26 protein-coding genes are annotated in these 23,894 nt (G+C 66.1%); 12 read left to right on the forward strand and 14 right to left on the reverse strand.

All coding sequences use genetic code 11. The features are described from left to right. Nucleotides 1–81 precede the first annotated feature (81 nt). Both FG93_RS25165 and FG93_RS25170 read right to left on the reverse strand, forming a co-directional pair. Nucleotides 82–1,767 carry a GMC family oxidoreductase gene (locus FG93_RS25165; protein ID WP_043240018.1) on the reverse strand — a complete coding sequence of 562 codons (1,686 nt, stop codon included), beginning with the start codon at nucleotides 1,765–1,767 and terminating at the stop codon, nucleotides 82–84. Next, nucleotides 1,764–2,984 carry an enolase C-terminal domain-like protein gene (locus tag FG93_RS25170; protein WP_052514178.1) on the reverse strand — a complete coding sequence of 407 codons (1,221 nt, stop codon included), beginning with the start codon at nucleotides 2,982–2,984 and terminating at the stop codon, nucleotides 1,764–1,766. Before FG93_RS25170 ends, FG93_RS25165 begins: the two co-directional genes overlap by 4 nt. Nucleotides 2,985–3,083: 99 nt before the next feature. On the opposite strand from FG93_RS25170, the gene FG93_RS25175 reads away from it, so the two are divergent. The 7 genes from FG93_RS25175 to FG93_RS25200 all read left to right on the forward strand — a co-directional run bounded on the left by FG93_RS25175 (nucleotide 3,084) and on the right by FG93_RS25200 (nucleotide 9,169). Continuing rightward, complete coding sequence (locus tag FG93_RS25175) at nucleotides 3,084–3,767, forward strand: FadR/GntR family transcriptional regulator (RefSeq protein WP_043240019.1); 684 nt, start codon at nucleotides 3,084–3,086, stop codon at nucleotides 3,765–3,767. Between the two features lie 33 nt (nucleotides 3,768–3,800). Beyond that, nucleotides 3,801–5,096, forward strand: a complete 1,296-nt coding sequence (locus FG93_RS25180) for an extracellular solute-binding protein (RefSeq protein WP_081881842.1) — start codon at nucleotides 3,801–3,803, stop codon at nucleotides 5,094–5,096. Nucleotides 5,097–5,162: 66 nt separating this feature from the next. Beyond that, nucleotides 5,163–6,020: a carbohydrate ABC transporter permease gene (locus FG93_RS31430; RefSeq protein ID WP_052514179.1), complete on the forward strand. Its 858-nt coding sequence runs from the start codon at nucleotides 5,163–5,165 to the stop codon at nucleotides 6,018–6,020. Further along, a complete protein-coding gene (locus FG93_RS31435) occupies nucleotides 6,017–6,838 on the forward strand; it encodes a carbohydrate ABC transporter permease (RefSeq protein ID WP_052514180.1) in 822 nt (273 codons plus the stop codon). The genes FG93_RS31430 and FG93_RS31435 overlap by 4 nt, the downstream gene beginning before the upstream one ends. A gap of 5 nt (nucleotides 6,839–6,843) precedes the next feature. After that, on the forward strand, nucleotides 6,844–8,001 hold the full coding sequence (locus FG93_RS25190; protein ID WP_081881858.1) for an ABC transporter ATP-binding protein: 1,158 nt from the start codon (nucleotides 6,844–6,846) through the stop codon (nucleotides 7,999–8,001). 4 nt (nucleotides 8,002–8,005) lie between these two features. Continuing rightward, entirely contained in the window at nucleotides 8,006–8,752 is a 747-nt protein-coding gene (locus FG93_RS25195; RefSeq protein ID WP_043240027.1) for an SDR family NAD(P)-dependent oxidoreductase, read from the forward strand. A gap of 15 nt (nucleotides 8,753–8,767) precedes the next feature. Next, the gene (locus tag FG93_RS25200) at nucleotides 8,768–9,169 is read left to right on the forward strand and encodes a heme-binding protein (protein WP_043240031.1); all 402 of its coding nucleotides are present in this window, start codon (nucleotides 8,768–8,770) and stop codon (nucleotides 9,167–9,169) included. A 219-nt stretch (nucleotides 9,170–9,388) separates the two neighbouring features. Here the strand turns inward: FG93_RS25200 and FG93_RS25205 are convergent, their stop codons facing one another. From FG93_RS25205 to FG93_RS25225, 5 genes are all read right to left on the reverse strand, one after another. After that, nucleotides 9,389–10,402, reverse strand: a complete 1,014-nt coding sequence (locus tag FG93_RS25205) for a proline racemase family protein (RefSeq protein WP_043240033.1) — start codon at nucleotides 10,400–10,402, stop codon at nucleotides 9,389–9,391. Between the two features lie 33 nt (nucleotides 10,403–10,435). Next, nucleotides 10,436–11,221, reverse strand: coding sequence for an ABC transporter permease (locus FG93_RS25210; protein WP_043240036.1), 786 nt, complete (start codon nucleotides 11,219–11,221; stop codon nucleotides 10,436–10,438). Between the two features lies 1 nt (nucleotide 11,222). Beyond that, on the reverse strand, nucleotides 11,223–12,056 hold the full coding sequence (locus FG93_RS25215) for an ABC transporter permease (RefSeq protein ID WP_043240039.1): 834 nt from the start codon (nucleotides 12,054–12,056) through the stop codon (nucleotides 11,223–11,225). Next, on the reverse strand, nucleotides 12,053–13,114 hold the full coding sequence (locus tag FG93_RS25220) for an ABC transporter ATP-binding protein (RefSeq protein ID WP_043240042.1): 1,062 nt from the start codon (nucleotides 13,112–13,114) through the stop codon (nucleotides 12,053–12,055). Before FG93_RS25220 ends, FG93_RS25215 begins: the two co-directional genes overlap by 4 nt. Before the next feature lie 61 nt (nucleotides 13,115–13,175). Beyond that, nucleotides 13,176–14,219 (reverse strand): ABC transporter substrate-binding protein, encoded by a 1,044-nt coding sequence (locus FG93_RS25225; protein WP_043240045.1) that lies wholly within the window; start codon nucleotides 14,217–14,219, stop codon nucleotides 13,176–13,178. 106 nt (nucleotides 14,220–14,325) lie between these two features. Here FG93_RS25225 and FG93_RS25230 point away from each other — a divergent pair, with 106 nt between their 5' ends. From FG93_RS25230 to FG93_RS25245, 4 genes are all read left to right on the forward strand, one after another. After that, on the forward strand, nucleotides 14,326–15,375 hold the full coding sequence (locus FG93_RS25230; RefSeq protein ID WP_052514181.1) for a GlxA family transcriptional regulator: 1,050 nt from the start codon (nucleotides 14,326–14,328) through the stop codon (nucleotides 15,373–15,375). Between the two features lie 150 nt (nucleotides 15,376–15,525). Then, on the forward strand, nucleotides 15,526–15,936 hold the full coding sequence (locus FG93_RS25235; protein ID WP_043240048.1) for an MbcA/ParS/Xre antitoxin family protein: 411 nt from the start codon (nucleotides 15,526–15,528) through the stop codon (nucleotides 15,934–15,936). Further along, nucleotides 15,930–16,625 carry an RES family NAD+ phosphorylase gene (locus tag FG93_RS25240; protein ID WP_043240051.1) on the forward strand — a complete coding sequence of 232 codons (696 nt, stop codon included), beginning with the start codon at nucleotides 15,930–15,932 and terminating at the stop codon, nucleotides 16,623–16,625. The genes FG93_RS25235 and FG93_RS25240 overlap by 7 nt, the downstream gene beginning before the upstream one ends. A 304-nt stretch (nucleotides 16,626–16,929) precedes the next feature. After that, on the forward strand, nucleotides 16,930–17,241 hold the full coding sequence (locus FG93_RS25245; RefSeq protein WP_043240054.1) for a hypothetical protein: 312 nt from the start codon (nucleotides 16,930–16,932) through the stop codon (nucleotides 17,239–17,241). Nucleotides 17,242–17,333: 92 nt separating this feature from the next. Here FG93_RS25245 and FG93_RS25250 read toward each other — a convergent pair whose 3' ends face one another. Next, nucleotides 17,334–17,942 (reverse strand): alpha/beta hydrolase, encoded by a 609-nt coding sequence (locus FG93_RS25250; RefSeq protein WP_043240056.1) that lies wholly within the window; start codon nucleotides 17,940–17,942, stop codon nucleotides 17,334–17,336. A gap of 216 nt (nucleotides 17,943–18,158) precedes the next feature. Continuing rightward, a complete protein-coding gene (locus tag FG93_RS25255) occupies nucleotides 18,159–18,791 on the reverse strand; it encodes a TlpA disulfide reductase family protein (RefSeq protein ID WP_043240059.1) in 633 nt (210 codons plus the stop codon). A gap of 181 nt (nucleotides 18,792–18,972) precedes the next feature. Between FG93_RS25255 and FG93_RS25260 the strand changes: the two genes are divergently transcribed. Then, nucleotides 18,973–19,779, forward strand: coding sequence for a TlpA disulfide reductase family protein (locus tag FG93_RS25260; protein WP_043240060.1), 807 nt, complete (start codon nucleotides 18,973–18,975; stop codon nucleotides 19,777–19,779). Between the two features lie 183 nt (nucleotides 19,780–19,962). Here FG93_RS25260 and FG93_RS25265 read toward each other — a convergent pair whose 3' ends face one another. The 5 genes from FG93_RS25265 to FG93_RS25285 all read right to left on the reverse strand — a co-directional run bounded on the left by FG93_RS25265 (nucleotide 19,963) and on the right by FG93_RS25285 (nucleotide 23,894). After that, on the reverse strand, nucleotides 19,963–21,105 hold the full coding sequence (locus tag FG93_RS25265; RefSeq protein WP_043240063.1) for an MBL fold metallo-hydrolase: 1,143 nt from the start codon (nucleotides 21,103–21,105) through the stop codon (nucleotides 19,963–19,965). Between the two features lie 142 nt (nucleotides 21,106–21,247). Continuing rightward, complete coding sequence (locus FG93_RS25270) at nucleotides 21,248–22,225, reverse strand: tripartite tricarboxylate transporter substrate binding protein (protein ID WP_052514183.1); 978 nt, start codon at nucleotides 22,223–22,225, stop codon at nucleotides 21,248–21,250. A gap of 148 nt (nucleotides 22,226–22,373) precedes the next feature. After that, nucleotides 22,374–22,634, reverse strand: coding sequence for a hypothetical protein (locus FG93_RS33335; protein WP_043240066.1), 261 nt, complete (start codon nucleotides 22,632–22,634; stop codon nucleotides 22,374–22,376). Beyond that, on the reverse strand, nucleotides 22,634–23,341 hold the full coding sequence (locus FG93_RS25280) for a VOC family protein (RefSeq protein ID WP_043240069.1): 708 nt from the start codon (nucleotides 23,339–23,341) through the stop codon (nucleotides 22,634–22,636). The genes FG93_RS33335 and FG93_RS25280 overlap by 1 nt, the downstream gene beginning before the upstream one ends. A 40-nt stretch (nucleotides 23,342–23,381) precedes the next feature. Then, nucleotides 23,382–23,894 (reverse strand): thioesterase family protein, encoded by a 513-nt coding sequence (locus tag FG93_RS25285; RefSeq protein ID WP_052514184.1) that lies wholly within the window; start codon nucleotides 23,892–23,894, stop codon nucleotides 23,382–23,384.

Genomic DNA, 23,894 nt, shown 5'->3' on the forward strand with positions numbered 1-23,894 from the left:
GGCGAGAGATGTAGATTGCGTTAGGGCATTGCGAAGCGTTGTTCCCGCCCGCCCAGCCTCGCGAACGCTGGGTCAGCGGCTTCAGGCCAAACCATCCGCCAGTTTTTCCGCCAGCATGGTGGTGGGCAGGTTGGTGTTGGCCCGGGGTACGCAGGGCATCACCGAGGCATCGATGACATGGAGCCCGCCGACCCCGTGGACGGCACCGTCGCGCGGCGAGACGACAGCCGCCTCGTCGTCGGCCCGCCCCATCCGGCAGGTGCCAGAGGGATGATAGCCGCCGATGGTGTGCTTGCGGATCATCTCCTCCATGGCATCGTCGTTCTCCAGCGCGGTCGGGATATCGTCGCCGCTGGCGAAGAGCCGGTCGATGAGCAGCTTGCGCAATGGTCCCGGCCCTTCGGTCAGAAGCGCGGGGCCGAGGGTGGCCAACCAGTTGCGCAGGCTGACGCCTCCGACCAGCTTCGCCATCGCACCATGGGTGGCGGCGAAGGGATTGCTGCAAGCCCCGCGCAATTCGCCCGAGGCATAAAGCGACCACATCCGGCGCACCGCCAGCTTCATCCGCGCCATGTCGCGCGGGTCCGACAGCATCTGGAAGGCGATCTCGGGCCGGCCGGCCGGATTCTCTGGATTCAGCCGTACCCAGCCGGTGGAATAGGGCTTGTTGATCCAGCTGAAGAGCGAGCCGATGCGCTTGCCGATCGGATGCCATGCGGACTTTGAGACGACGACCATGAACATGTCGCCATGCCCGCAGTCCTCGATCCCGGAGGAGTAGCGCCAGGCCGCTTGCACATGCCGCCGCGGGGTCCCGCCGAGCCGATGTCCGCGCCGGATCCATGACGACATGGCCATGGAGGGATGTTCGTTCAGGTTCCGGCCGACTCCGGACAGGTGGTGGACGACCGCGATGCCCGCCTCCTTCAGGCGGGCGGCCTCGCCGATTCCCGCCCGCAAGAGCAGCGCGGGACTTTCCAGCGCCCCGGCCGACACGATGATCCGGCGCGCCGTGATGCGCTCCTCGCCAACCGCAACGCCGATGGCTCGCCTGTCCTCGATCAGCAGGCGATCGACCTTGACGCCGGAACGGATGGTGAGGTTCGGCCGCCGCCGGGTCGCCGTGTCGAGATAGCCCATCGCCGCCGAGCGGCGCGAACGGCGATTGGTCGTCAGCGACATTGGGAACCAGCCATCCTCGAAGACGGCATTCTGGTCGCCGATGTTGCGATAGCCTGCGGCCGTCAGCGCCTGCATCGTCGCGCGGGTGAAGCCGGGCCACTCCTCGGGCATCACCCGGCTGATCGCGATCGGGCCGGATGAGCCGTGCAGTGGACCGTCATAGTCCATGTCGGTCTCCAGCTTGCGGAAATAGGGCAGCACGCCCTCCCAATCCCAGCCTTCGGCGCCAAGCGCGGCCCATTCGTCGTAATCCGCCGGCAGCCCCCGGTTGCCGATCTCGCCATTCATGCTGGACCCGCCGCCGATGACGCGCGGCTGGATGTAAGGTTTCAGCGGCGAACGCTCCGGATCATTGTGCGAGACCGGCAGCAGCCGGGCGCGCATGTCGCGCCATTGATAGTCGGGGTTGAAGGCGGCGCGGTAGGGATAGACGTCGCGGATTTCGGCGGGCTCCTGGCCCGGCTTGAAGTCCGGCCCGGCTTCGATCAAGAGGACGCGGTTCGTCCCCGAAGCCGACAGGCGGTTGGCCAGGACACAGCCCGCCGGCCCCCCGCCCACGATGATATCGTCGTATGTGGCCGTCATTTCGCGGTCCCGCCATCCTTTTTCAGGGTGAACTCCTGATAGGCGGTGCGATTGGCGAGGATGTAGTCCCAGTCATATTCGACGCCGAGGCCGGGACCGTCTGGAACGGGCACACAGCCGTCTTCGCCGATATCCTCCAGCGCATCGCTGTAGCCGGAGCCGAAGACAGGAGGCACAGGGTTGGCGACGCCGGGGGCGACGAGAGACAATTCATACCAGCTGGAGTTGCGCATTGCTGCCATGCAGTGCCGCTGCGCGGGGCCGGCTGCATGAATCTCGCAGTCGAGACCGAAGGCTTCGGCCAGATGCGCGACCTTCATCGTGCCTGTGATGCCCATGTCGTAATCAGGATCGACGCGCAGGTAGTCGGTCGCCCTTTCGCGGAGCCAGGCGGCCTTGCTTTCGAGGCCGCGCACATGCTCGGTTAACATCAGCGGGGTGCGGATGTTCTCCTTCAGTTGCCGGGCGGCATGAGGAGACCAGCCGGCGTCCATGAAGGGGTCCTCGTACCAGAGATAGCCGCCTTCATCGCAGGCCTTGCCGACATAGATCGCATCGGCGAGCGTGCGCAGCTCGCTCGCCGCGTCGTACATCAACTCCATCCGGCCGCCGACGCGCCTGGCGCAGAGCAGCAGGTTCGCGGCTTCTTCCTTCGGGTCGCCTTCGCCCCAGCCATGGATCTTGTAGCCGCGATAGCCGAGCGCGAGGCATTCCTCGGCGAAGTCAGCATAGGCCTCGATGCTGTCGAGAATCCCGTCGCGGCCGCCGTTCAGCGTACTGGCATAAGTCGGAAGCCGCTGGCGATAGCCGCCCAGGAGCCGCCAGACCGGGCGGCCGACCGCCTTGCCGGCCAGGTCCCACAGCGCAATGTCCAGCGCGGAATGGCCGATCGCCATATAGTGGCGGTGGGCGCGTTTCAGCTTGTTGTAGATCGCCTCGCGCTCCTCGGCGTCCTCGCCCAGAATCAAGCCCGCAGCAGCCTTGACCTGCCCGACCATGGCGCCGTTCTTGCCGCTGTGGACGCTGCAATACTCGCCCTGGTGCCCGTCCTGCGTCTCGATCTTCAGGGCGAAGGCGGTCAGTCGCGACTGCGCGCCCTTCATCACGCAACGGTTGCCGCTGGCGTCCACCCCGAGGCCGTCGACCGTGTAGCCGAACTCATGCACTTCAACCCGCGCGATCCGCGCTTCCGGCCGCGGGCCTATCAATCTGTTCATGGCGGTTCCTGACAATTTCGGCTTGCAATCGGCAATGCTGTCTGACAGCATGAATTTAAGCAGACTGATTTAGGGCCGTCAACGGGACAGGCAGCCAGGATGGACGCAGAAGAAAGCCGGTCGGCGAGCGCCTACAGGCAGATCGCCGGCTATATCGAGAATGTCGCGGATGGCGCGCGGTTGCCGCCCGAGGCGGATTTCGCCGAGATGTTCGGCCTGTCGCGGGCCAGCATCCGCGAGGCGCTGGCGCGGCTGCGAGCCGAGGGAATCGTCCGCTCGCGCAAGGGCTCGGGCACCTTTGCGGTGCGCAGCGGCGCGCCCGAGATGGTCAGGCTTTCGGCGATTTCCTCGGTGCGCGAGCTGGCCCAGTGGCACGAGGTGCGGCTCGCGCTGGAAAGCGAGGTCGCGGCCCTGGCCGCGGATCGGCGCACTGATGAGGATCTGGTGCGGCTCGAGGCGGCGCAGGAGGCGCTGCTCGCCAGCCTGCTGACCGGGCGAGGCGAGCGGGAGGATGTCGCCTTCCATGCTGCGCTGGCAGTCTGCGCGCATAATCCCAAGCTGTCGGACGCCCTGGGGCGGCTGACCTCGCACATCTTCAGCTGGGGCAACCTCTCGGCGCAGCGCTCCGTGCTGACCATGGCCGAGCGCCGCGAGTTGATCGCCCTGGAGCATGGCGCCATCGTCGCCGCGGTCGCGGCACGAGACGGGGATCGCGCCCGCGCAGAGATGCGCCGTCACCTCCTGGCCGGCCGCACGCGCGTGCTCAGCGACCTGCATATGTAAGTGAAAAAAATCGATCGGGGAGGAGCTAGTCTGATGAAATCAATGATCTTTGACAGAAGGTCGGTGCTGCGCGCGGGCGCCGCGGGGCTTGCGCTCGCTGCTCTGCCGAGGCAGGCAGGCGCACAGGGACTGTCGGGCACGGTCCGGGTCTGGACCTTTCTGGGAGCGGACGGGCAGTCGCCGCGCGAGGTCGTGCTGCGCGAGATCATCAAGCGCTTCAAGGCCGGGCACCCCGGCGTCGATGTCAGGATCGAGGCCCAGCCCTTCCAGGAGCTCGAGGTGAAATTCGTCGCCGCCTCGGCTCAGAACCGCGCGCCCGACGTGATCTGGATGCGTGACACCTTTCTCGATCTCGTCCAGCAGCGCGGCGCGCTGGCCGATCTCGACGCCCTGCTGTCGGAAGACTTCAGGACCAAGGCGCTTCCCGATCTGTATCCGGTCTTCGTCGAGAAGTCGGTCTTCAACAAGAAGCGCATCTCCCTTCCGCTCTGGCCGAGCCCCGCTCAGGCGATCTTCTATCGCAAGGATGCGCTGTCCGAACTCGGCCTCGATGCTCCGCCGCTCACCTGGGACGCATTCATCGCCGCCGCCGGCAAGCTGACCAAGGGCGAGCGGCTGGGCTTCGGCCTGCCGACGAACGACAATAGCGTATCTGCCTTCATCAACATCATGTCCGGGTTCGGCTCCTCGATCTTCGATGCGGCAACGGGCCAGTTCAACGTGACCGGCGCTGAGGCCAGGGAAGCCGCCAATGTTGTCAGACAGCTTGTCGCGAATGGAGCGCTCTCGCCGACGCTGCTGAATGCGATGGGCGACGATATCCAGGACCAATTCGCCTCCGGCCGCTTCGCGATGGTGCAGGCCTTCGCGCCGCGCTTCCAGCAGTACAAGCAGATTGCAGCCGGCTATAGCGGCAAGGATCTGGCGGTGTCGGCTTGGCCGGCCTTCGGGACGCGCCCGCCCGCGGTCCTGCTCGGCCCGTACTGGACGGTGGGCATCTCCGCCAAATCAGCCAACCCGGCCGCGGCGGCCGCGTTCGTCGAGAGCCTGTTCAGCCTGGAGGCGTCGATGGAGTGGGCGAAGACCGCGGGCCTCGTGCCCGATCGCCGCTCCCTGCTGCAGGCACCCTATTTTTCGACGCCGGAGGCTGCCGATATCCGCGCCTTCACCGCGCTGCTCTCGGCTCCGGGCGTGATGACCTTTCCGCAGCGCATGCCCAACATCACCAAGGTCTTCCCGGTGATGAACACAGCGCTGCAGGAGCTGATCGGAACCAAGGAAAGCGTGGACGCCATTCTCCAACGCGCGAAGTCGACGCTGGGCTGGTAGCGCGCCATGCAAGCTCTATCTCTTGAGAGGCCGCGGGGCCTGGATGTCGTCGCGCGGAGGGCCAGGTTGACCGGCTCGTCGCTGGTGGCGCCGACCCTGCTGCTGGTCATCGCCATCAACATCCTGCCGGCGCTCTACGGCTTCTATCTGAGCCTGCACAAGGTCTTCTTTTTTGGGAACGAAGGCTTCGTCGGCCTTGGCAACTATGTCGAGCTGTTCCGTGACCCCTTCGCGTGGCAGGCCATCGGCCGGTCGCTGCTCTTCACCTTCGCCGCCCTTGCGGTCGCCGTCCCGCTGGCGCTGCTGGCGGCGATGGGCATCCGGCGCCTGGGCCGCTGGGGCAGCGTTCTGCTGACGGTGCTTCTGGTGCCCTGGGCGATGAGCCCGATCGTCGTCGCGCTCCTGTGGAAATGGATCCTCGTGCCGTCGCCGGGCGGGCTGGTGGGGGCAGCCTTCAACGCCTTCGGCCAGCCGCCGCAGGATCTCCTGACCGACCCGCTTCTCGCCATGCCGACGCTGATCATCGTGGCGGTGTGGCGCAACTTCGCCTTTGCCACGATCATCCTGATCGGTGGCCTCGGCCAGATCCCGCGCGACCTCTACAAGGCTGCCGCGGTCGACGGGCTCGGCGCCTGGGAGAGCTTCAGCAAGATCACGCTGCCCTTGCTGGCCCCCTCGCTGCTGATCGTGATCTCGATGCTGACCATCAGCTATTTCAACGAGGTGCAGCTCATCATCGGCCTGACCGGCGGCGGTCCGATCCGACAGACCAACACATTAGCCTATTTGCTCTACCACACCGGCTTCGTCGAGCTGGATCAGGGACGAGGCAATGCCATCGCGGCGGTGATGTTCCTGATCAACATGGGGCTCATCGCCATCTACATCCGTATTCTGGGCAAGCAGTCGGGAGCGGCCGCATGAAAATCCTGTCCCGAACCGCGCTTCTCATCGCCTGCCTGCTTGCCGGCATCATCGCGCTCGGCCCAATCCTCTGGGCCGCCTCCACCTCGTTGAAACCGACAAACCGCATCTTCGCCGTTCCGCCCGAAATCCTGCCGCAAAACCCGACCTTCGAGCACTACGCCAAGCTGGTGGCCGAGGGGGTCCACTGGGCGTTCCTGAACAGCTCGGCCTATACGGTCGTGGCCGTGCTGGTCGCGCTGATCCTCGGTGCAACTGCCGGCTATGCGCTGATGCGCTATCCGGTGGCGGGCAAGCCAGCGGTTCTGCTCGTGTTCATGGGCACCATGGCGGTTCCGGGTTTCGCCGTTCTTCTGCCGACGCAGATGCTGGCGACGGGCATCGGGCTGCACGACACCTGGTCGATCCTGCCGATCCTCTATGCTGGGCACATCCTGCCCTTCGCGGTCTGGGTCACGCGATCGCATTTCGCCACGGTCCCGCGCGAGCTGGAACAGGCCGCCGAAATGGACGGGTATTCGCGCGCCGAGGCCGTGTGGAAGATCGTGATCCCCGGGGCAAAGCCCGCGCTGCTGGCGGCGGCGACCTTCGGCTTCCTGCATTGCTGGAACGACTACGTGACCGGCTCGACCATGGTGGATTCGCCCGAGCGGCGCACGCTTCAGGTCGCACTGATCTTCTTCCAGGGCTTTCACGGCCGCGACTGGGGCTCGCTGATGGCGGGCGTGATCATCGCGACGATCCCGCCGGTGGTGGTCTTCCTTCTGTTCAGAAAATTCCTGATCGGTGGTTTCGCCGACGGGTCCGTCAAAGGTTGAATCGCATGACCCAGATCCGGTCGAATACGGCGCAATCGGTCCGCTTCCAGAATGTCGGGAAAAGCTATGGCTCCGGCTGGGCGGTTTCGGGTGTCAACATCTCGATCGAGCCCGGCCAGTTCGTAACGCTGCTTGGCCCCTCGGGCTGCGGCAAGAGCACGACTCTGAGCATGATTGCCGGTCTGGAAACGCCGACGGAAGGGCGGATCATGATCGGGGACCGCGACGTCACCACGATGAAACCGGCCGATCGCGACATCGCCATGGTGTTCCAGTCCTACGCGCTCTACCCGCATATGACGCTCTACGAGAACATCGCCTTTCCCCTGCGCGCACGGCGTCGCCGCACGCCCGAAGCCGAGGTCGACCGCAAGGTCCGCGCGGCGGTGAAGATGCTGGGCCTCGAGGCGATGCTGGACCGCTTTCCCCGCCAGATCTCGGGTGGCCAGCGCCAGCGCGTGGCGCTCGGCCGGGCCATGGTGCGGACGCCTACCGTCTATCTGCTGGACGAGCCGCTCTCGAATCTCGACCAGCAGCTGCGCGTCCAGATGCGGTCCGAATTGAAAGACATCCATCAGCGCCTCGGCGCCACCATGCTCTATGTCACCCATGACCAGAGCGAGGCGATGACCCTGTCGGATCTGGTCGTGGTCATGTCGAACGGCCGGATCGAGCAGGTGGGCAGCCCGCGCGAACTCTACAACAATCCGGCCAATCTTTTCGTCGCCCGGTTCCTGGGCGAGCCCGGCATGAACATCCTCGATGGAGAGGCCCTGGATGGCAGGCTGCGGGGCCCGGGCTTCGATATTGCGCTTCCTGTCGTGGCGCAGAAGGCCGGACAGAGGATTTCGGTGGGCATCCGGCCCGAGGACCTTCAATACGCCCCGAGCGCGGCGGCGGTCATCCGTGGCACTGTGCGAACGGTGGAATATCTCGGCTCGCGCAGCCTGGTCCGCGTCGAAGTCGGCGAGCGTCTGATCGCAGCCTTCCTGCCGCCCTCGATCGATCTTCCCGGCGGGGCGGCGATCGGCCTTGCGTTCGCCGAGCCGGACAAGGCGCGCTTCTTCGAAACCGATGGCGGCGCTTCGCTGCATCGTCCTCAGAACCTTGGCCATCAGAATCTTGGCCATCAAAACCTTGGCCATCAGAACCTTGCAGGCTGAACCCATGAACAGGATTTTCCTCGACGATCAGGTCGCCGTCGTCACCGGCGGTGCGCAGGGGTTGGGCCTTGCCATTTCCAAGCGCCTGGTCGCCTCGGGCGCCCGCGTCAGCCTCTGGGATCGCGACGCGGACGCGCTGAAGAAGGCGCTCGTGCTGCTCGGCCCCGCCGCTTCGGCCAAGCAGGTTGACATCACCGATCTCGACGGCCTGGCACGCACTCACCAGGAGGTCGAAGCCGAAATCGGCCCTGTGTCGATCCTGGTCAATTCGGCCGGGATCGCCGGCGGCAACGCTCCGCTCGACGCCTATGACCCAGAGGAATGGCGCCGGGTCGTCGAGATCAACCTGAACGGCACCTTCTATGTGAACAAGGTCGTCGTACCCGGCATGAAGGCGCGAAACTACGGGCGGATCGTCAATATCTCCTCCGTGGCGGGCAAGGAGGGCAACCCCAACCTGGCGGCCTATTCGGCGGCGAAGGCAGGCGTGATCGGCCTGACGAAGTCGCTGGGCAAGGAGCTCGCCGGCTACGACATCGCGGTGAATGCGATCTCGCCCGCCACGGCCAGGACGCGCATCCTCGACACGCTGAAGGAGGAGTTTATCCAGTATATGCTGACGCGCATTCCGCGTGCCCGCTTCCTCGAAGTGGACGAGGCCGCCGCGATGGTTGCATGGCTCGTCAGCCGCGAAAACAGCTTCACCACCGCCTCGGTCTTCGACCTCTCGGGCGGGCGCTGCACCTATTGAGCCGGGGAGGGCGCCATGACGCTTGAACGGGCGCAACGCCTGATCGCTGAAGCTCTTGCCGCCGGCCGAGCACGCGGAGCCAGGCCGCTGGCGGCCGTGGTCGTCGATGCGGGGGGCCATATCGTCGCCTCGGCCCGCGCGGACGGGGCGACGATCGCTCGGCATGAATTCGCCCTGGCGAAGGCCTGGAGTTGCATCGCGCTCGGACTGGATTCACGCGATCTCGTGGCGCGGGTGGAGGCCGATCCGGCCTTCTTCTCCGCAGCGGCCACCCTGCTATCGGGCGGGCTTCTGCCTGCGGCCGGCGGGGTCCTGATCCGCGAGGGGGAGCAGGTGCTGGGAGCTCTTGGCATCTCCGGTGATACCGGCGAGACGGACGACGCCTGCGCGACGGCCGCCGCTCGGGAATTGAATTAGAGGGCGAACGGGCTCGACAGGATCCTCGCCCGGCGCCATCAGAGCTTGGGCTTGACTGTCCGCTTTTTAAAGCATCGGCCAACGTCCCCTTCGGGCGCATTTGAGCCGGGCGAGGGGAGCGCGCTCATGGCGCGGGCGGGACCTTTGCGAAGCTGTGAAGCCACTCGGAAGCCACTTGCGCCGGGGCAGCCTGGCCTGGCTCTCCCGGCGCAAGGCTGGTCAGGCGACGAGGAAGCCGGCGTCGACCGGATCGTCGCGGTTGATCGTCCAGCGGGCGGTGCCGAGCAGCCCGGCGGTGCCCTTCACGGTCGGTCTGACCGCGCGGGTGCCGTTCAGGTTTGCCTCGCCGATCAGGCAGCCCTCGAAGGTTCCCGACCCGAGCAGGCCTTCCGAGCGGATCGGCTGGTGCAGCTTGAGCAGGCCGCGCGCCTCGTACATCGCCATCATCGCGCTGGTGCCGGTGCCGCCCGGCGAGCGGTCGAGCTGGCCGGCGGAGAAGACGTGGACGTTCTTGTAGAAGGCGCCCTCGATCGTCGGCTCGTGCCAGAAGGTCACGAAGTTGAAGTTGTTGATGTGGCTCGACGCCGGATGCTGGATGGCGACCTTCTGGCGCAGCTGCTCGCGGGCGATGATGCCGAGGCGGGAGAGCTCCGAGCCGTTCTCCGGTGAAATCCGCAGCGAGGTGCCGCGCAGGTCGATAATGCCGAAATAATTGCCGCCCCAGACGATGTCGGCCTTGAGCTGGCCGATGCCCGGCAGGTCGAAGGGCACGTCCTGCGCCGCGACATAGGCCGGCACGTTCTCGAAGCGGGTCCACAGCACGTCTGGCCCGTCATTGGCGACCTCGGCCGTCACCAGGCCGGCGGTGGTCTCGAAGCGGATCGTCGTGCGGCCATTCGCGCCACGCCGGACGAGCCCGAGCGCGACCATCGCCATGCCGACAGCGATCGTGCCGTGACCGCACATATGGGAATATTGCGTGCCATCGATATAGATCAGGCCTGCATCATAGTCCGGGCTCGACGGCGGCGTCAGAAAGACGCCGAACATGTCCTTGTGCCCGCGCGGCTCGCGCATCAGGGCGCAGCGCAGCCAGTCGTAGTTCTCCTCAAGGAAGCGGCGCTTCTCCAGGATGTTCGAGCCGGCAGGATAGGGAATCCCGCTATGGATGATGCAGAGGGGCTCGCCCTCGGTATGGGTGTAGATGACGTCGAAGACATTCTGCTGGCGCATGTGCGGCTCCTTGGGACAAAGGGTGAAAAGGGATCAGCGGCGCTCGGAGAGCACGTCGAGGCCGATGGTGAGGTCGAGCAGCACGATCACGATCGCGGCGACGATGATCGTCAGGCCGGAGACCGCCGCGATCGTCGGGTCGATCGTGTACTGGACGTAGTTGAACAGCTTGACCGGGATCGTGGTGAGCTCGGCCGTGGTGTTGAAGATGCTGAGCTCGACATTGATGAAGGAGGCGATGAAGGCGAAGATCGCGCCGCTGACGAGCCCGCTGCGGATCTGCGGCAGCGTCACCAGGAAGAAGGTCGTGAGCGGCCTGGCCCCGAGATCGGCCGACGCCTCCTCCAGGCTGCGCTGCTCGTCGCTGAGCTGCGGCAGCACGGCGCGCAGGACGAAAGGCATGATGATCACGACATGCCCGACGAGCAGGGCTGAGAAGCTGCGGACGAGGCCGATCGCGCTGCCATATTGCAGCAGCGCCGCGCCGAGCACGACATGCGGCAGGATCAGCGGCGACATCAGCGTCTCCGACAGCAGGCGCCGACCGGTGAAGCGATAGCGAGCGATCGCGATCGCCGCCGGCACCGCCAGCACCACCGCGGCGGCGGTCGCTGCGACCGCAAGCAGCGTGCTGGTCAGGAAGGCCGAGACATAGGACGGGTCGCCCAGCATCGTGCCGTACCAGGCCAAGGTCAGCCCCTGCGGCGGGAAGGCGAGGAAGCTGGTCGTGGTCAGCGAGGCGCCCACGAGCACGACGAGCGGCAGAGCGAGATAGGCGAGCGCCGCAAGGGAGACGATCCTGACGAGGTGAGTGACCATCTCAGGCTCTCCTCGGCTCGCTGAGGCGCCCGGCGACCGTGACGAGCGCGAACGTCAGCACCAGCATGGTGATGCTGAGCGCACCGCCATAGTTGAAGTCGAAGACCGAGCTGTATTGCTGGAAGATCAGCATGGAGAAGACGGTGATCCGCCCGCCGCTGAGCAGCGCCGGCGTGACATAGGCGCTGACCGCCAGCATGAAGACCATGACCGCGCCGGCCATCAGTCCGGGCAGGCTGAGGGGCAGGATGATCGTCCAGAAGGTGCCGGCCGGCGTCGCGCCGAGATCGGCGGAGGCGTGCTCGAGGGCCGGATCGACCTTGGCGAGCGCATTGCCGACCGCCAGCACGATGAAGGGCAGGAGGATGTAGACGAGGCCGACCAGGATGCCGAGCTCGGTGCCGAGGAAGCGCATCGGCCGCTCGATCAGGCCAAGCCCGATCAGGCCGTCATTGACGAGGCCGTTGCGGCCGAGCAGCACCATCCAGCCGAAGGAGCGCACGATGTTGCTGGTGAACAGCGGCACGACGAGCAGGATCACGCAGAACCGGCGCCAGGGCCGCCAGCGCACCACGCGCACGAGATACCAGGCGAGCGGATAGCCGATCAGGACTGAGACGAGCGTGGTCAGCGCGCCGATCCGGAACGTCACCCACAGCACGTCCCAGTGATAGCTGTCGGCGAGGATGCGCAGGTAATGCGCGAAGGTCAGGTGACCGTCCGGCGTGGTCAGGCTGGCGATCAGGACGACCGCCATCGGCGCCAGGAAGAAGGCGGCAAAGAACGCCGCCGGCAGGGCGCAGAGCAGCGCGACCGGGCGCAGCCCCGCTTTCATGACGCATCCCCCGGCACGATGCTGAGATCGCCGAGGCGGATATTGGCGAAGACCGGCTGGCCCGGCGTGAGGCCCGACAGCGCCGCTGGCGCCAGCCGGGCCGTCAGGATGGTGCCGCCGGCCAAGAGCGTGACGAAGGCATGGCTGCCGACATGGGTGATCTCGGAGAGCACGGCTGGCAGGGCGAGGCGATCGGCGGCCGGCTTCGGCGCGACCAGAATGTCCTCGGGCCGCAGCACGCCTGTCAGCGCGCCTTGCGGCTCGTCCGCCGCGGGACGGATGATCGCGCCATCCAGCAGCGACAGGCTGACGTCGTCGCGCCGCTCGACTTCGAGCAGGTTGGCGTCGCCGATGAAGTCGGCGGCGAAGCGGCTCGCCGGCCGGGCATAGATGTCCTGGCCGCGGCCGATCTGCTCGATACGGCCGCGGTTCATCAGCACGATCCGGTCTGCCATGCTCATCGCCTCGTCCTGGTCATGCGTCACGAACAGGAAGGCAATGCCGAGCCGGTGCTGGATCTGCTTGAGCTCGCCCTGGACCTTCTTGCGCAGCTTCAGGTCGAGCGCGCTCAGCGGCTCGTCGAGCAGCAGCAGCTGAGGCCGGTTGACGATGGCGCGCGCCAGCGCCACGCGCTGCTGCTGGCCGCCGGAGAGCTGGGCCGGCAGGCGTTCGCCGAAGCCGGCGAGGCCGACGAGCTCGAGCGCCTCGGTGCTGCGCTTCGTTGCCTCGCCCTTGCCCGTGCCCTGCCGGCGCGGCCCGTAGGCGACGTTCTCCAAAACGCTCATGTGCGGGAAGAGCGCGTAGTTCTGGAACACCGTGTTGAGCGGGCGGCGATAGGGCGGCAGCCGCGTCACATCCTCGCCGGCGAGCCTGACCGTGCCGACCTCCGGCGTCAGGAAGCCGGCGATGCAGCGCAGCAGCGTGGTCTTGCCGCAACCCGACGGGCCGAGCAGCGCGATGAACTCGCCCTGCTCGACGGAGAGGTCGATCTCCGTCAGGGCCGCGTGCCCGCCGAAATGCTTGGACAGGCCGTCGATGGCGAGGATGGAGGTGCTCATGCTGCGGCTCGCGGTGCTCGTGCCCAAGCGCTGACTTGCGGGTCGCTCGCTTGCGGGACGTTCACTTGCGCGCGATCTCGCGGTTCCAGGCATCGACGACGCCTGAGCGCAGCGCGTTGATCTCGCTCCAGTCGAAGAGCTGCAGGCTCTTGACCGAACCGGTCTCGCCCCAGGGCAGCTTGCGCGCCGTCTCGGGCTTGACGGCGACGTTCTTCACCGACGGGCCGAGATAGAGTTTTTCGGCGAGGCAGCCGGACGCCTCCGGCGTCAGCGCCTGGTTGATGAATGTCGCGGCCGCATCCTTCTTCGCCGTGCCCTTCACCAGATGCAGGCGGGCGTCAGTCGCCCAGGCGCCTTCCTTGGGCACGACGAAGCCGATCGGCAGGCCCTTGTCGGCGAGGTCCCAGGCGCCGACGTTGAAATGTGCGCCGATGATCGCTTCGCCGCTCTGGTAGGCATTGGTCGCGGCGCCCGAGGAATCGAAGAAGAGCGCGGCCTTCAGCTCCTTGATCTTCTTGAAGGTCGGGGCGAGATCGCCGGCCGGACCACCCCAGATCTTCTGGAGGAACATCACGAAGGGCACGCCCGACGAATTCGCCGGGGAGGGGATGGTGACGGCGTCCTCGAATTCAGGCTTCCAGAGGTCGTTCCACGATGTCGGAGCGGTCTTGACCTTCTGCGTATTGTAGGTGAGCCCGAGCGAATAATAGCCGGTGCCGACCGCATAGGTGGTCGAACCGCTCTTGTAGAGCGCCTCGGGCAGCATGTTGGCGAGATGGGGGATCGCCGCCGCGTCGAGAGTGTCGGTCACGTCGGCGACGAGCGCCAGCTCGCTGATGCCGCCATCCATCCAGGCGACGTCGATGGTGGGAGCCGTCTTCTGCTGCTGCAGCTTCGACAAGGTGACGGTCGAGGTGCCGATCTCCGCCTTCACGGCGATGCCGGTCGCCTTGGTGAAGGGTTCCGCGACGCAGGCGCGGAAGGCGTCGCCCCAGTTGCCGCCATACCAGGCGACCGTGATCGAAGCGGGTTGCTGGGCCAGCACTGGTGCGGTCAGCAGGGTGGTCGCGAGCATGGCGGTCGCCAGCCGGACGGTTCTATGCATCGTCGTTCTCCTCTGCCTGAGCGTCTTCGCGCTTCTACGGGCACTGTGGCGCGCGGCGAACGAAAGGCACTAGAATTCGCCGGCCAGAAATTTGAATAATCACGACATGAGCACAGCGCAGTTCCTTCATTCGGCGAGCAAGCGGCCGCAATCGCCGCCCATTCCCGTTTCGCGGCTGCGGATCGGCTTCGTCCTGCTCGACCAGTTCACGCTCGCCGCCTTCTCCGGCCTGATCGACGTGCTGCGGCTGGCGGCGGACCATGGCGGACGCAGCCGCCAGCTCCATGCGAGCTGGACCGTGATGAGCCTGGACGGAGAGCCGCGACGGTCGAGTTGCGGCGTATCGGTCGCGCCGAATGGAGCCCTGCTCGATCCGGCCGGCTTCGACTATGTCGCCGTCTGCGGCGGCAACGACTATCTCAACGACGCCTTGCCCGAGAGCCTGCTCGGCTATCTCAGACGGGCGGCGGCCTCCGGCGTGCGTCTTCTCGGCATCTGCACCGGCACCTTTGCGATCGCCAGGGCAGGGCTGGTCGGTCCGCGCCGGGTCTGCGTGCACTGGAACGTGCTGGATGCCTTCAAGGAGCGCTTTCCCAGGGTTTCGGCAGGGGTGGAGCGGCTCTTCATCGACGAGGGCGACCTGATCACCTGCGCCGGCTCGACGGCCGCGATCGACCTTGGCCTCTATCTCGTCGCGCGCCATTGCGGCCGCGACAAGGCCCAGCAGGCGATGCGGCACATGATGCTGCAGGACATGCGGCCGGCCGAGATGCCGCAGCCGCATTTCTACGCGGAGATCCGCTCCGATCTCGACATCCGGGTTCAGCAGGCTGCGCAGTTCATCGAACAGCGTCTCGACAATCCCCCGCCGATCGCCGCCGTCGCGCGCTATGTCGGCGTGAGCCCGCGGCAGCTCGAGCGCCTGTTCGGCACCTCGCTGGGCCAGAGCCCGGCTGCGTTCCAGCGCAAGCTGCGGCTGGACTATGCGCGCTGGCTGATCCTGAACAGCAAGCGCTCGCTCACCGACATCGCCATGGGCGCAGGCTTTGCCGACAGCGCCCATCTGTCACGCGACTTCAAGGCGAGCTTCGGGGAATCGCCGCGCACGCTGCGGCAGAAGGGTTCGATCAGCGGACCGATCGCGTGTCCGGTCTGAGCCAGCCTTGCCGTGCCTGCAGCGGCTTTCCCGAAAACCGTTTCGGGCCGAAGCGTTGACGGCCGCACTGAGGCGGCACACCTGTCGGAGGGAGGTGGCTGTTGCCATTTGGCATAAGTATCCTTATTTTATGCCGAAGTGAGGTGAGTCATGCTGGTCGAGATCCCGCGGACAGTTGCGACCCCGGCGGTGCCGGAGATTACGGTTGAGGAAGCCGCCGCGGCCGCTCGCGCGGTGATCAGGCTCTTCGAAAAATGGGGCCTGAGCGACGCCGTCGCGCGCGAGATCCTGGGTGGGCTGGCGCCGCGGACCTATGCCCGCTGGAAAGCCGGCGACCCTGGCCGGATCGACCGGGACCTCGCCACCCGCCTGTCCCTGCTGATGGGCATCCACAAGGGCCTGCGCACCCTCTTCACCGACCCTGAGCGCGGCTATGCCTGGGTCGGCAAGCCGAACGACGTCTTCGGGGGGCGGGCGCCGGTCGAGATCATGGCGCAGGGCGACATCTTCTCGCTTGCCCGGGTGCGCTCCTATCTCGACGCCGAGCGTGGTGGTTGGTGAGCGACGCCGCGCCCGTCACCCGCGTCCATTGGCTCAAGGCCTACCGGATCATCCGGTCGATCTATCCGCCGATCGACCTGTTCGAGGACATCGCCGATCCCAGCGACTGGGAGGCGCTGGCCTCGATCGAGTCGAAGACGAACCCGCGGATCTGGGAGCAGATCGGCAGGCTCGATCTCGTTCCACCGGTGCGGCGTGTGGCCGGACACGGGGCGAGCTACCTGATGGCGCCCTTCGTCCATATCAGCACCGATCGGCCGGGCCGGTTCACCGATGGCTCCTGGGGCGTCTATTCGGCCGGCCAGAGCGATGAGGTCGCAATTCGCGAGGTCGCGCATCACCATGGCCGGGCGATGGCTGCGTCCAGGGAGGAGAGCGGCTGGACCTCGCAGTTCCGCACGCTGATCAACCAGGTCGATCTCGATCTGCACGATGTCCGGGCCCGGGTCGACCTGCACGAACCGGACGACTACTCCGCCTCCCAGGGCTTTGCGCGGCAGATGCGCAGGGCGGGCTCGAACGGGTTTTTGTACCGCAGCGTGCGCTGTCCTGGCGCGGAGTGCATCGCGATCTTTTGGCCCGACCTCATCCCGATCCCGATGCAGGGCGACCACTATGATTTCCACTGGGACGGCGCCCGCGTCGACCGGGTGCGGAACTGCCGGACAGGGGCAATCCTGGCGCTGTAGCCGGGCCTCGCTGGTTTGAGCGACAGGCGGCGCCGCCCTCCGCGGCAGGGAGGGGCGGTGATCTGTTGTCCGGGGAGGGCGCTTGCGGCCGGCCAGCGCCGGGGCAGGCGGGCCAGGGTCTGGCGTCGGTCGGCCAGCCCAGCGGCCAATGCGGGCAACGGGGAATTTCGAGCCCTCAAGTTTGGAGGCGTGCCTGCTGTGGGACACCGTTCGTCGTTTAACAGCCATTCAGGTTCGAGGGCAGTACTTGGAACCCGCTGATCCTCGAAATGTTGAATCTGCACATCGAGAAGGGAGTAAGGCGATGAAAACTCTTGGCCTCTTGAGCGCCCTATCAATCACCCTCATCGGCTGGGCAGGCATCGCCGCAGCCGACCCTTGGAAGGATGAGAGCGGAAAGGGACGCTGGCGCGGTGGCTACGAGCGCGGCGACGATGGACGGCGCGACCGCGGCTACGGCAATTATCGTGAGGGTCGTGAGCGACGCGCCTATAAGGAAGAGTATCGGCAAGGAGGCTGCAAGATCGAGCGGAAATGGGACGACGGCGAGTATAAGGAAGAGGTTAAGTGCAAGCGCGGCTCAAGCCCTTATGCTTCCCGCTATTACCGCTATTGAAGGACGCGTGGGGGCAGTGAGAGCGCGATCATGGCTCAGCTCAGGCTTCGCGTCTTCACTTACGAAAGACCGCTCTCCACCCTCAACGGATGTCAAACGACATTCGCCAACCAGCCGCGCAGCAGCGTCAGATCATCGTCGGTAAGGTCGTGGCCCGCCTTCAGGCTTTGGTGATCGACGCTCGCCCCAGCCCGGCGCAGTTGCGAAGCCATCGCGATACCGTCTCCCGCCAGCCTTCGCGCATCATTGGTCGCATCGACGACGAGCACCGGCATGGCCCGCAATCGTGTTCCCCTTGGCGTCGCGAAGGGTGAAAGCGGGCGCAGCAGCGCGGCTCCCCGTACCAGGTCCGGGAAGAGCATTACCAAGGCGGCAGCCATGATCGCGCCGTTGGAGAAACCGACCAGGATCGGTTTGCTGCGGCGAGCATGCCCCGCGATGATCTCTGCCATGAAGGCTGCGAGAGCCGGAGCTTCTGACCGGATACTGTCTTCGTCGATGCTGCGATCGGGCCATCGCCTGAAGAACGCATAGCCGCCTTCCCATGCGACCGCGCCGCGCAGCGAGAAGGCAGCTGCGCCCGGAGCTGCCGCCGCCGCGACGGGAAGCATGTCCGTTTCGGTGCCGCCGGAGCCATGGAGCAGGATCAGTGGCGGCGACAATGGATCACTGGGCTCTGCGAAACGGAATGGCATGGGCATGCGAGCGTCGACCTGTGGAGTGGATCGGCACAGAGCCGACAAGCATGACGACTGCGTGTCAGCTCCGATCCTGGTTCGACCTCGGCGCAGGCAAGCCAGCAGGTCCGGGCCTGGCTCATTAAAGCATCGGCCCGGGAAAGCCGATGCAAACACAAAGGGCCAACAGGCTCCAGCGTCCAGGCGAAGGGCGGCCGGGCCAGCCCTCGCGCGTGAAAGTCAGCCCTCGCGCGCGAAATGCTGCAGCAACCTGATCGCGTCCGGCGTGCTCCAGTCCGCCGCGCCGGCGAGATGGCCGGCCGTCCTGCCGCCGGCATCGACGATATAGCTCATCGGCATCCCGTAGAGTTGGAAGGGCGTCTGCGCTTGCGATTGCGGACCCGACGCGACGAGGCCTTCGCGGTCGATGAAGCTCGCAAAGCCGCGCAGTCCCAGCCGCTCGATGAACCGTTGGGCCCTGGCCGCGTCGCGGTCGATCGAGACGGGGACCACGGCGAAGCCGAGATCGCGCCTCTGCTGCAGACGATGCAGGATCGGCAGTTCACCAAGACAGGGTGGGCACCAGCTCGCCCAGAAGGCGACGAGGCAGGGACGGCCACGATAGCTGGCGAGCGGCCGGCTTCGGCCGCTGAAATCCCTGAGCGTGATCGCCGAGACATCCTCGCGCGGGTCGAGTTCGATGAATTGGCCGCCGGCTTCCGTTAGGAAAGGCGGCGGAGCCGCCAGGACCGGCGGGGCCAGCAGCGAGATCAGCCCGGCCGAGCTGCCCAGCAAGCTGCCGAGCAGGACCTGGCGGCGATGCAAGATCGGGCTCGCTTGCCTGCTGGCCTGCCGGATGTCGTGTTGCGTCATGGCGATGTCTTGCTCCTTGGCCTTGCTCCGTTGGCCTTGCTTTCTTGCGTCCGAAGCCGGAGAGGAAACCCAGCTTAAGCCTGGCTTAAGGCGCACGCCCGATGCAGCCGGAGCCGGCCCTCGGATCGGGCGGACTTGCAGCACGCTGGACTTGCAGCACGAGAGCCAGGGGGCGCATCGGATGAACGCAATCAGCATCGGTCCCTTCGTGTTCGCGCCGGACCGCTTCGCCGCAATCCTCGCGATCGCGACCCTGCTGATGATAGCCGCGCTTCTTTCGAGGCGCCTCGATGCCCGCCTGAACGCCTGGGCGTCGTCGGCGGTCCTTGCCGCGATCGTCGCCGCCCGCGCCGGCCATGTCGTCCTGCATGGGTCGAGCTTTGCCGAGGAGCCATGGCGGATGCTGGCGATCTGGCAAGGCGGATTTTCGCTTCCCGCCGGGCTGCTCGGGATAGTGCTCGTCACCGCAGTCTATGCTCGCTCGGTTCGCTTTGCCGTCGGCGCAGCCGGGGCGGTGCTGGTCGCCGGCGTCGTCGGAGTGGTGACGCTGGAGCTGACGAAGGCGACCTATGGCCAGCAGGCGCCGGCAACCCGCATGGCCACGCTGGACGGCGGCTTCCGCTCGATCCGCGACTTCGAGGGCAAGCCGCTCGTCGTCAATCTCTGGGCGACATGGTGCCCGCCCTGCCGCCGGGAGATGCCGATGCTGGCGCGGGAAGCGGCCGAGCGGACGGATGTCGGCTTTGTCTTCGTGAACCAGGGTGAGAACGCCGAGAGGATCAAGAGCTATCTCTCTGCCGACCGGCTCAAGTTGGAGCATGTCCTGCTCGATGCCGCGCAGGCCCTGTCGCGCCATTACGCAACGCCTGGTCTGCCGGTGACGCTGTTCCTGCGCCGCGACGGCACGCTCGCCTCGCTCCATACCGGCGAGATTTCGCGGGAGGCCCTGGCAGCCGGTATCGACGCCATCATCGACGAGGCGCGCTGAGCCCCCCATACATGTCGTCCTACTTCAGGCTGGCTTGCCGGTCTGGTTGCCGGCCTCACGCACCAGCTTGCAGGCGCTGATCAACTGGGGCGGCGGCGTCCGGGACATTGAGGCGGCGTTCGAGGCCGGCGCGGCTGCCGCTCAAGGCGTGCCACGCCTTGCTGGACCTGTTCGAAGCCGATCTCAATCGCCAAGCGTCCAGGTCATCAGCGGCTTGCCGAGAATGACGGAGCCGTCGAATCCCTTGACGAATTCAGAAACGTCTTTCTCGTTGATCGTGGGCGGTGCCAGATGTGCGAGTACGACGGACTTCACGTTCGCCTGCGCGGCGATCCGGCCGATGTCCCGCAAGTCCGTGTGGGACTCGATCAGGTGCTTGAACTTGGCAGCCTGGTCGGGTGTGCGCGGTTCGGGATAGCGCGCCTCGGCCCATCGCACATCGATCACCTCGTGCACGAGGATGTCGGCCCCCCTGGCGAGCGTGATCAGGTTGTCGCTGAGGTTGGTGTCGCCGGAAAACACGATCGACCCGTTCGGCGTGTCGAACCGGTAAGCGAAGGCCGGATACACAGCTCCGTGCTCCACCAACGTCGCCGTCACCCGGATCTTCTCATCTCTGTACACCTCGAAGGGAGGCATCTTTGGCGCGGTGTTTTGGGGAGATGCGCCGATCTCGGCGGGAATCCTGATGTCACGCGGTTGTAGATAGGTCCTGGGGTTCGGCATCCCGCTGTCGAGGATGTTGTCGTTCAAGTCGGTCGCGAAGGCACGATAGAGGTGTTCCACCATGCTGACGGTCCCCGGCGTCGGCTCGGCGGGATTGATGATCTCGGCGGACTTGTCGACCTTTGCATCTGGAACCGGCAGTTCACCGCGAGAGCCGGGGCCCATGATCTGGATCGGCGACTTGCGGTTTCGCGCCCCGTCGGATGCCCCAAACAGGATGAGCCGCGGCAGGTCCACGACATGGTCAGCGTGAAGATGAGTGATGAAGGCGGCCCGCAAACTGTCGAGACCTCCGGGTGTTTCGGGCTTTCCGGGTGAGCCGAGACCTGCTTCGAAGTAGCGATCCAGCCAGTTCCTGCCGAAATCGACGAGATAAACGTCCCGGCCGACGGCGACCGCCGCCGAAAAACCGCCATGCGATGAGCCGCGATAGGATGTTCTGCCGGCCGCGGTTCCCAGGAGAACGAGCCGCGTGACGTCTTTCGCTGACAGTACTTCGGCTTTTTGTTGAGCGTCTCCCGCGGCGGGAAAGCTCACGATTCCAATCGAGATCAGGATCGTGGCCAATATTGTTTCACGAATGAGCTTGACCATTTTCATGTGGAATCCTCTGCCGCGTCGGAACGCGCACTATCGGGGGCGATGAGGGGCGCTCATCCCTGCGAGATCGAATGCGGGAACGGGGGAGTGCAGGGTTGGCCAGGCCCGGTCCAGGGTTGGCCAGGCCCGGGCATTGCGCCGTTCACTTCGCCACGACCAATCCCGCCTGCTCGATGACCTGTCCAAGTTGTGTCCGCTCGCGGGCGATCAGTTCTCCGGTGTCGTTCGGAGACGTGGCGACGGCAGCGAAATGCAGCATCTCGAGCCGTTCGCGGATCGTCGGATCGTTCAGTGCGTCAACGACGGACCGCTGGATCGCTTCCCGCGTCGCCAGCGGCGTCGCTTTCGGAGCAGCCAGGGCGATCCAGCCGCTGATCGCATAGCCGCCGAGACCCGCTTCCGCCACCGTGGGAAGATCAGGCGTCTTCAATCCGCGCACCGCCCCGGTCGAGGCGATCGGCCGCAAATGCCCGGCCTGGATCAGACCTTCCAGCACGGCGGAGGTCTCGATGACGAAATCGGCATGGCCACCGGCCGCCGCGCTTCCGGCGGCGGCGCCGCCATTGTTCTTGACGATGGTGAAATCAAGACCGGTGCGTTGCTTCAGCATCTCGGCGGCGAGGTGAGGAAAGCTGCCATGGGCGGTCGTCGCGGCGTTGACCTTGCCCGGATGCGCCTTGATGTAGGCGAGGAGCTCCGGCAGCGTGTTGACGGGGAGGCCGGATCGGACCGCCACGACGAAGTCAACCGTGGCGATCTGTGTGATGGGTGTGAGCTCCGTGACGGCGGTCGCAGCCCCCTCCCGATAGAGATGCGGATTGGCGGTCAGCGTTCCCGCCGGCGTGACGAGGAGCGTCAAGCCGTTCGGCTCGGCTCGCAGCACGTCGGCGGCGGCGATCCCGCCATTGGCGCCAGCCTTGTTGTCGACGATCACTGTTCGCTTGAAGGTTTCCGACAACCTGGCCGAGATCAGACGCGCGATGATGTCGGGCGCCGTTCCAGCCGCGCTGCTGACGACGAGGCGCATCGGGCCCTCGCCGGATTGGGCATGGGCCGCGCCCGTGACAGCGAGCAACGCTGCGACAGCCCATGCGAGTCCGGCTGACGTGAGCTTGTTCATTGGTATCCTCCCTGGATTGTCTTTTTTCTGTTTTCTCGCGTCGAACGGCCGACCGGATGTTCTCGACGCCTCGTCGTTGGGCCGAATGATGCGCACCGGCTCTGCATTCCGGGCGAGGGGCCGAAAGGAGACGGCTCGGGCCTTCTCCTCAAAGCTCCTTGTTCGTGCCGATCACACGCACAGTCTCACGGCCGAATTCGGCGATTTCGCCGTTCATGCCGCCGGTGAACAGCCCGTACCAGATCGCCGGCTTGAGCTGCATCGCCTTGCGGTTCAGCGTGATCTCGCCGCTGGCCTGAATGCGGTAGTAGCCCTCGTCGGACTTGGCGATCCTGCAGTGGCCGAACTTGCGGCAGGCCTCGACGATGGGCAGGAATTCCGGCACGTCGAGAACGTAGAGAACGACCATCACGCGCCTCCGATCAGCGCTTCGACGAGCTTGGCCTTGCGGCGCCAGACGGTGTCGATGTCGCCCAGCCTCTCGCCGCGGGCGCGGGTCTCGTTCTCGAGCTGGATCGCGGCTTCCAGCGTCAATGCCGCGTCCTTGGCGTCGAGCACGTCGGTCTCGCGCAGGCGCAGGGTGATTTCGAGCGGATACCCGTTGGGATCGCGGAAATAGATCGACTCCAGCGTCTCGTGCCGGGTGTAGGCAGAAACGGCAAGTCCGCGCGCCTCCAGCGTGGTCTTCCAGCGCTCCAGGGATTCCCGGTCCGGCACCGCCCAAGCCGTGTGGGTGGCGGAGTAGAACTGGTTGTCCTCCGGCATGTAACGCTCGGGCCGGTCGGTGCCGATATAGTAGAAGAACGCGATCGTCGCGCCTTTTCCAGCGTCGAAGAAGAAATGCAGGAAGTCGGGATGGCCCGGGTGACCCCAGCCGCGCGCGCTGATCGTGTGGATCAGCGGCAGGCCGAGCACATCGCGGTAGAATTCCACCGTCTCGCGCAGCTTCCAGGTCGGCCTCGCGCTGTGGTCGACGCCATCGAGCGCGAGTTGAATGCCGTCCTCCCTGGCGCGCTTCAGGGCTGAGACATCGACATCCCTCGTGCGGTATTCGCGGCCCTTGGTGAAGGCGGTCTCGGAGCTGGCGTCTTCGTGCAAACTGTCGTGCTGGGACATGGTCACCTCCTTCAGATCGTGACGTGGCGGATGGCGCTTGTTACGGCCCCATCTGCTGAAGATCGGCCGGTACGGGGACGTGCCGGGCGTAGCTGCGGTAGCGTTCGCGGTAGTCGTCGGGCCAGGGCATGGCGACCGTGCGGTCCTCGGCCGTCACGCAGATCGAGGACAGGCGTCCGCGGAAGATGGCTCGCCCGTCATCGCTCCGGGTGGCGCTGAGCAGGAGGTCCATCGAGCGGACGCGGATCTCGCCGACGAACACGGCGATATCGAACTGGTCTCCCGGCCAGAGCGGGGAGTGGAAGACGAGCGAGATCGCCTTGGCCGGCGAGCCGAAGCCGGCGCTGCTGTTGCGCCTGTGCCAGTCCCTGCCGATCACATGCGCCCTGAACAGGTCCGTGGCTGACAGCGCGTAGTCGCCGAAGCGCCCGGTATGGACCACGCCGGCCGGATCACATTCGGCCCAGCGCGCGCACCGGCGCACGATAAAGGGTTCGCGCGAGAGCACCCGTTCAGTGGCATCGCGTTCGCTCGGGTCGATGCTGCAGGTCAT

The organism is Allobosea sp. LC85 (genome assembly GCF_000735605.1).
GTDB lineage: Bacteria > Pseudomonadota > Alphaproteobacteria > Rhizobiales > Beijerinckiaceae > Allobosea.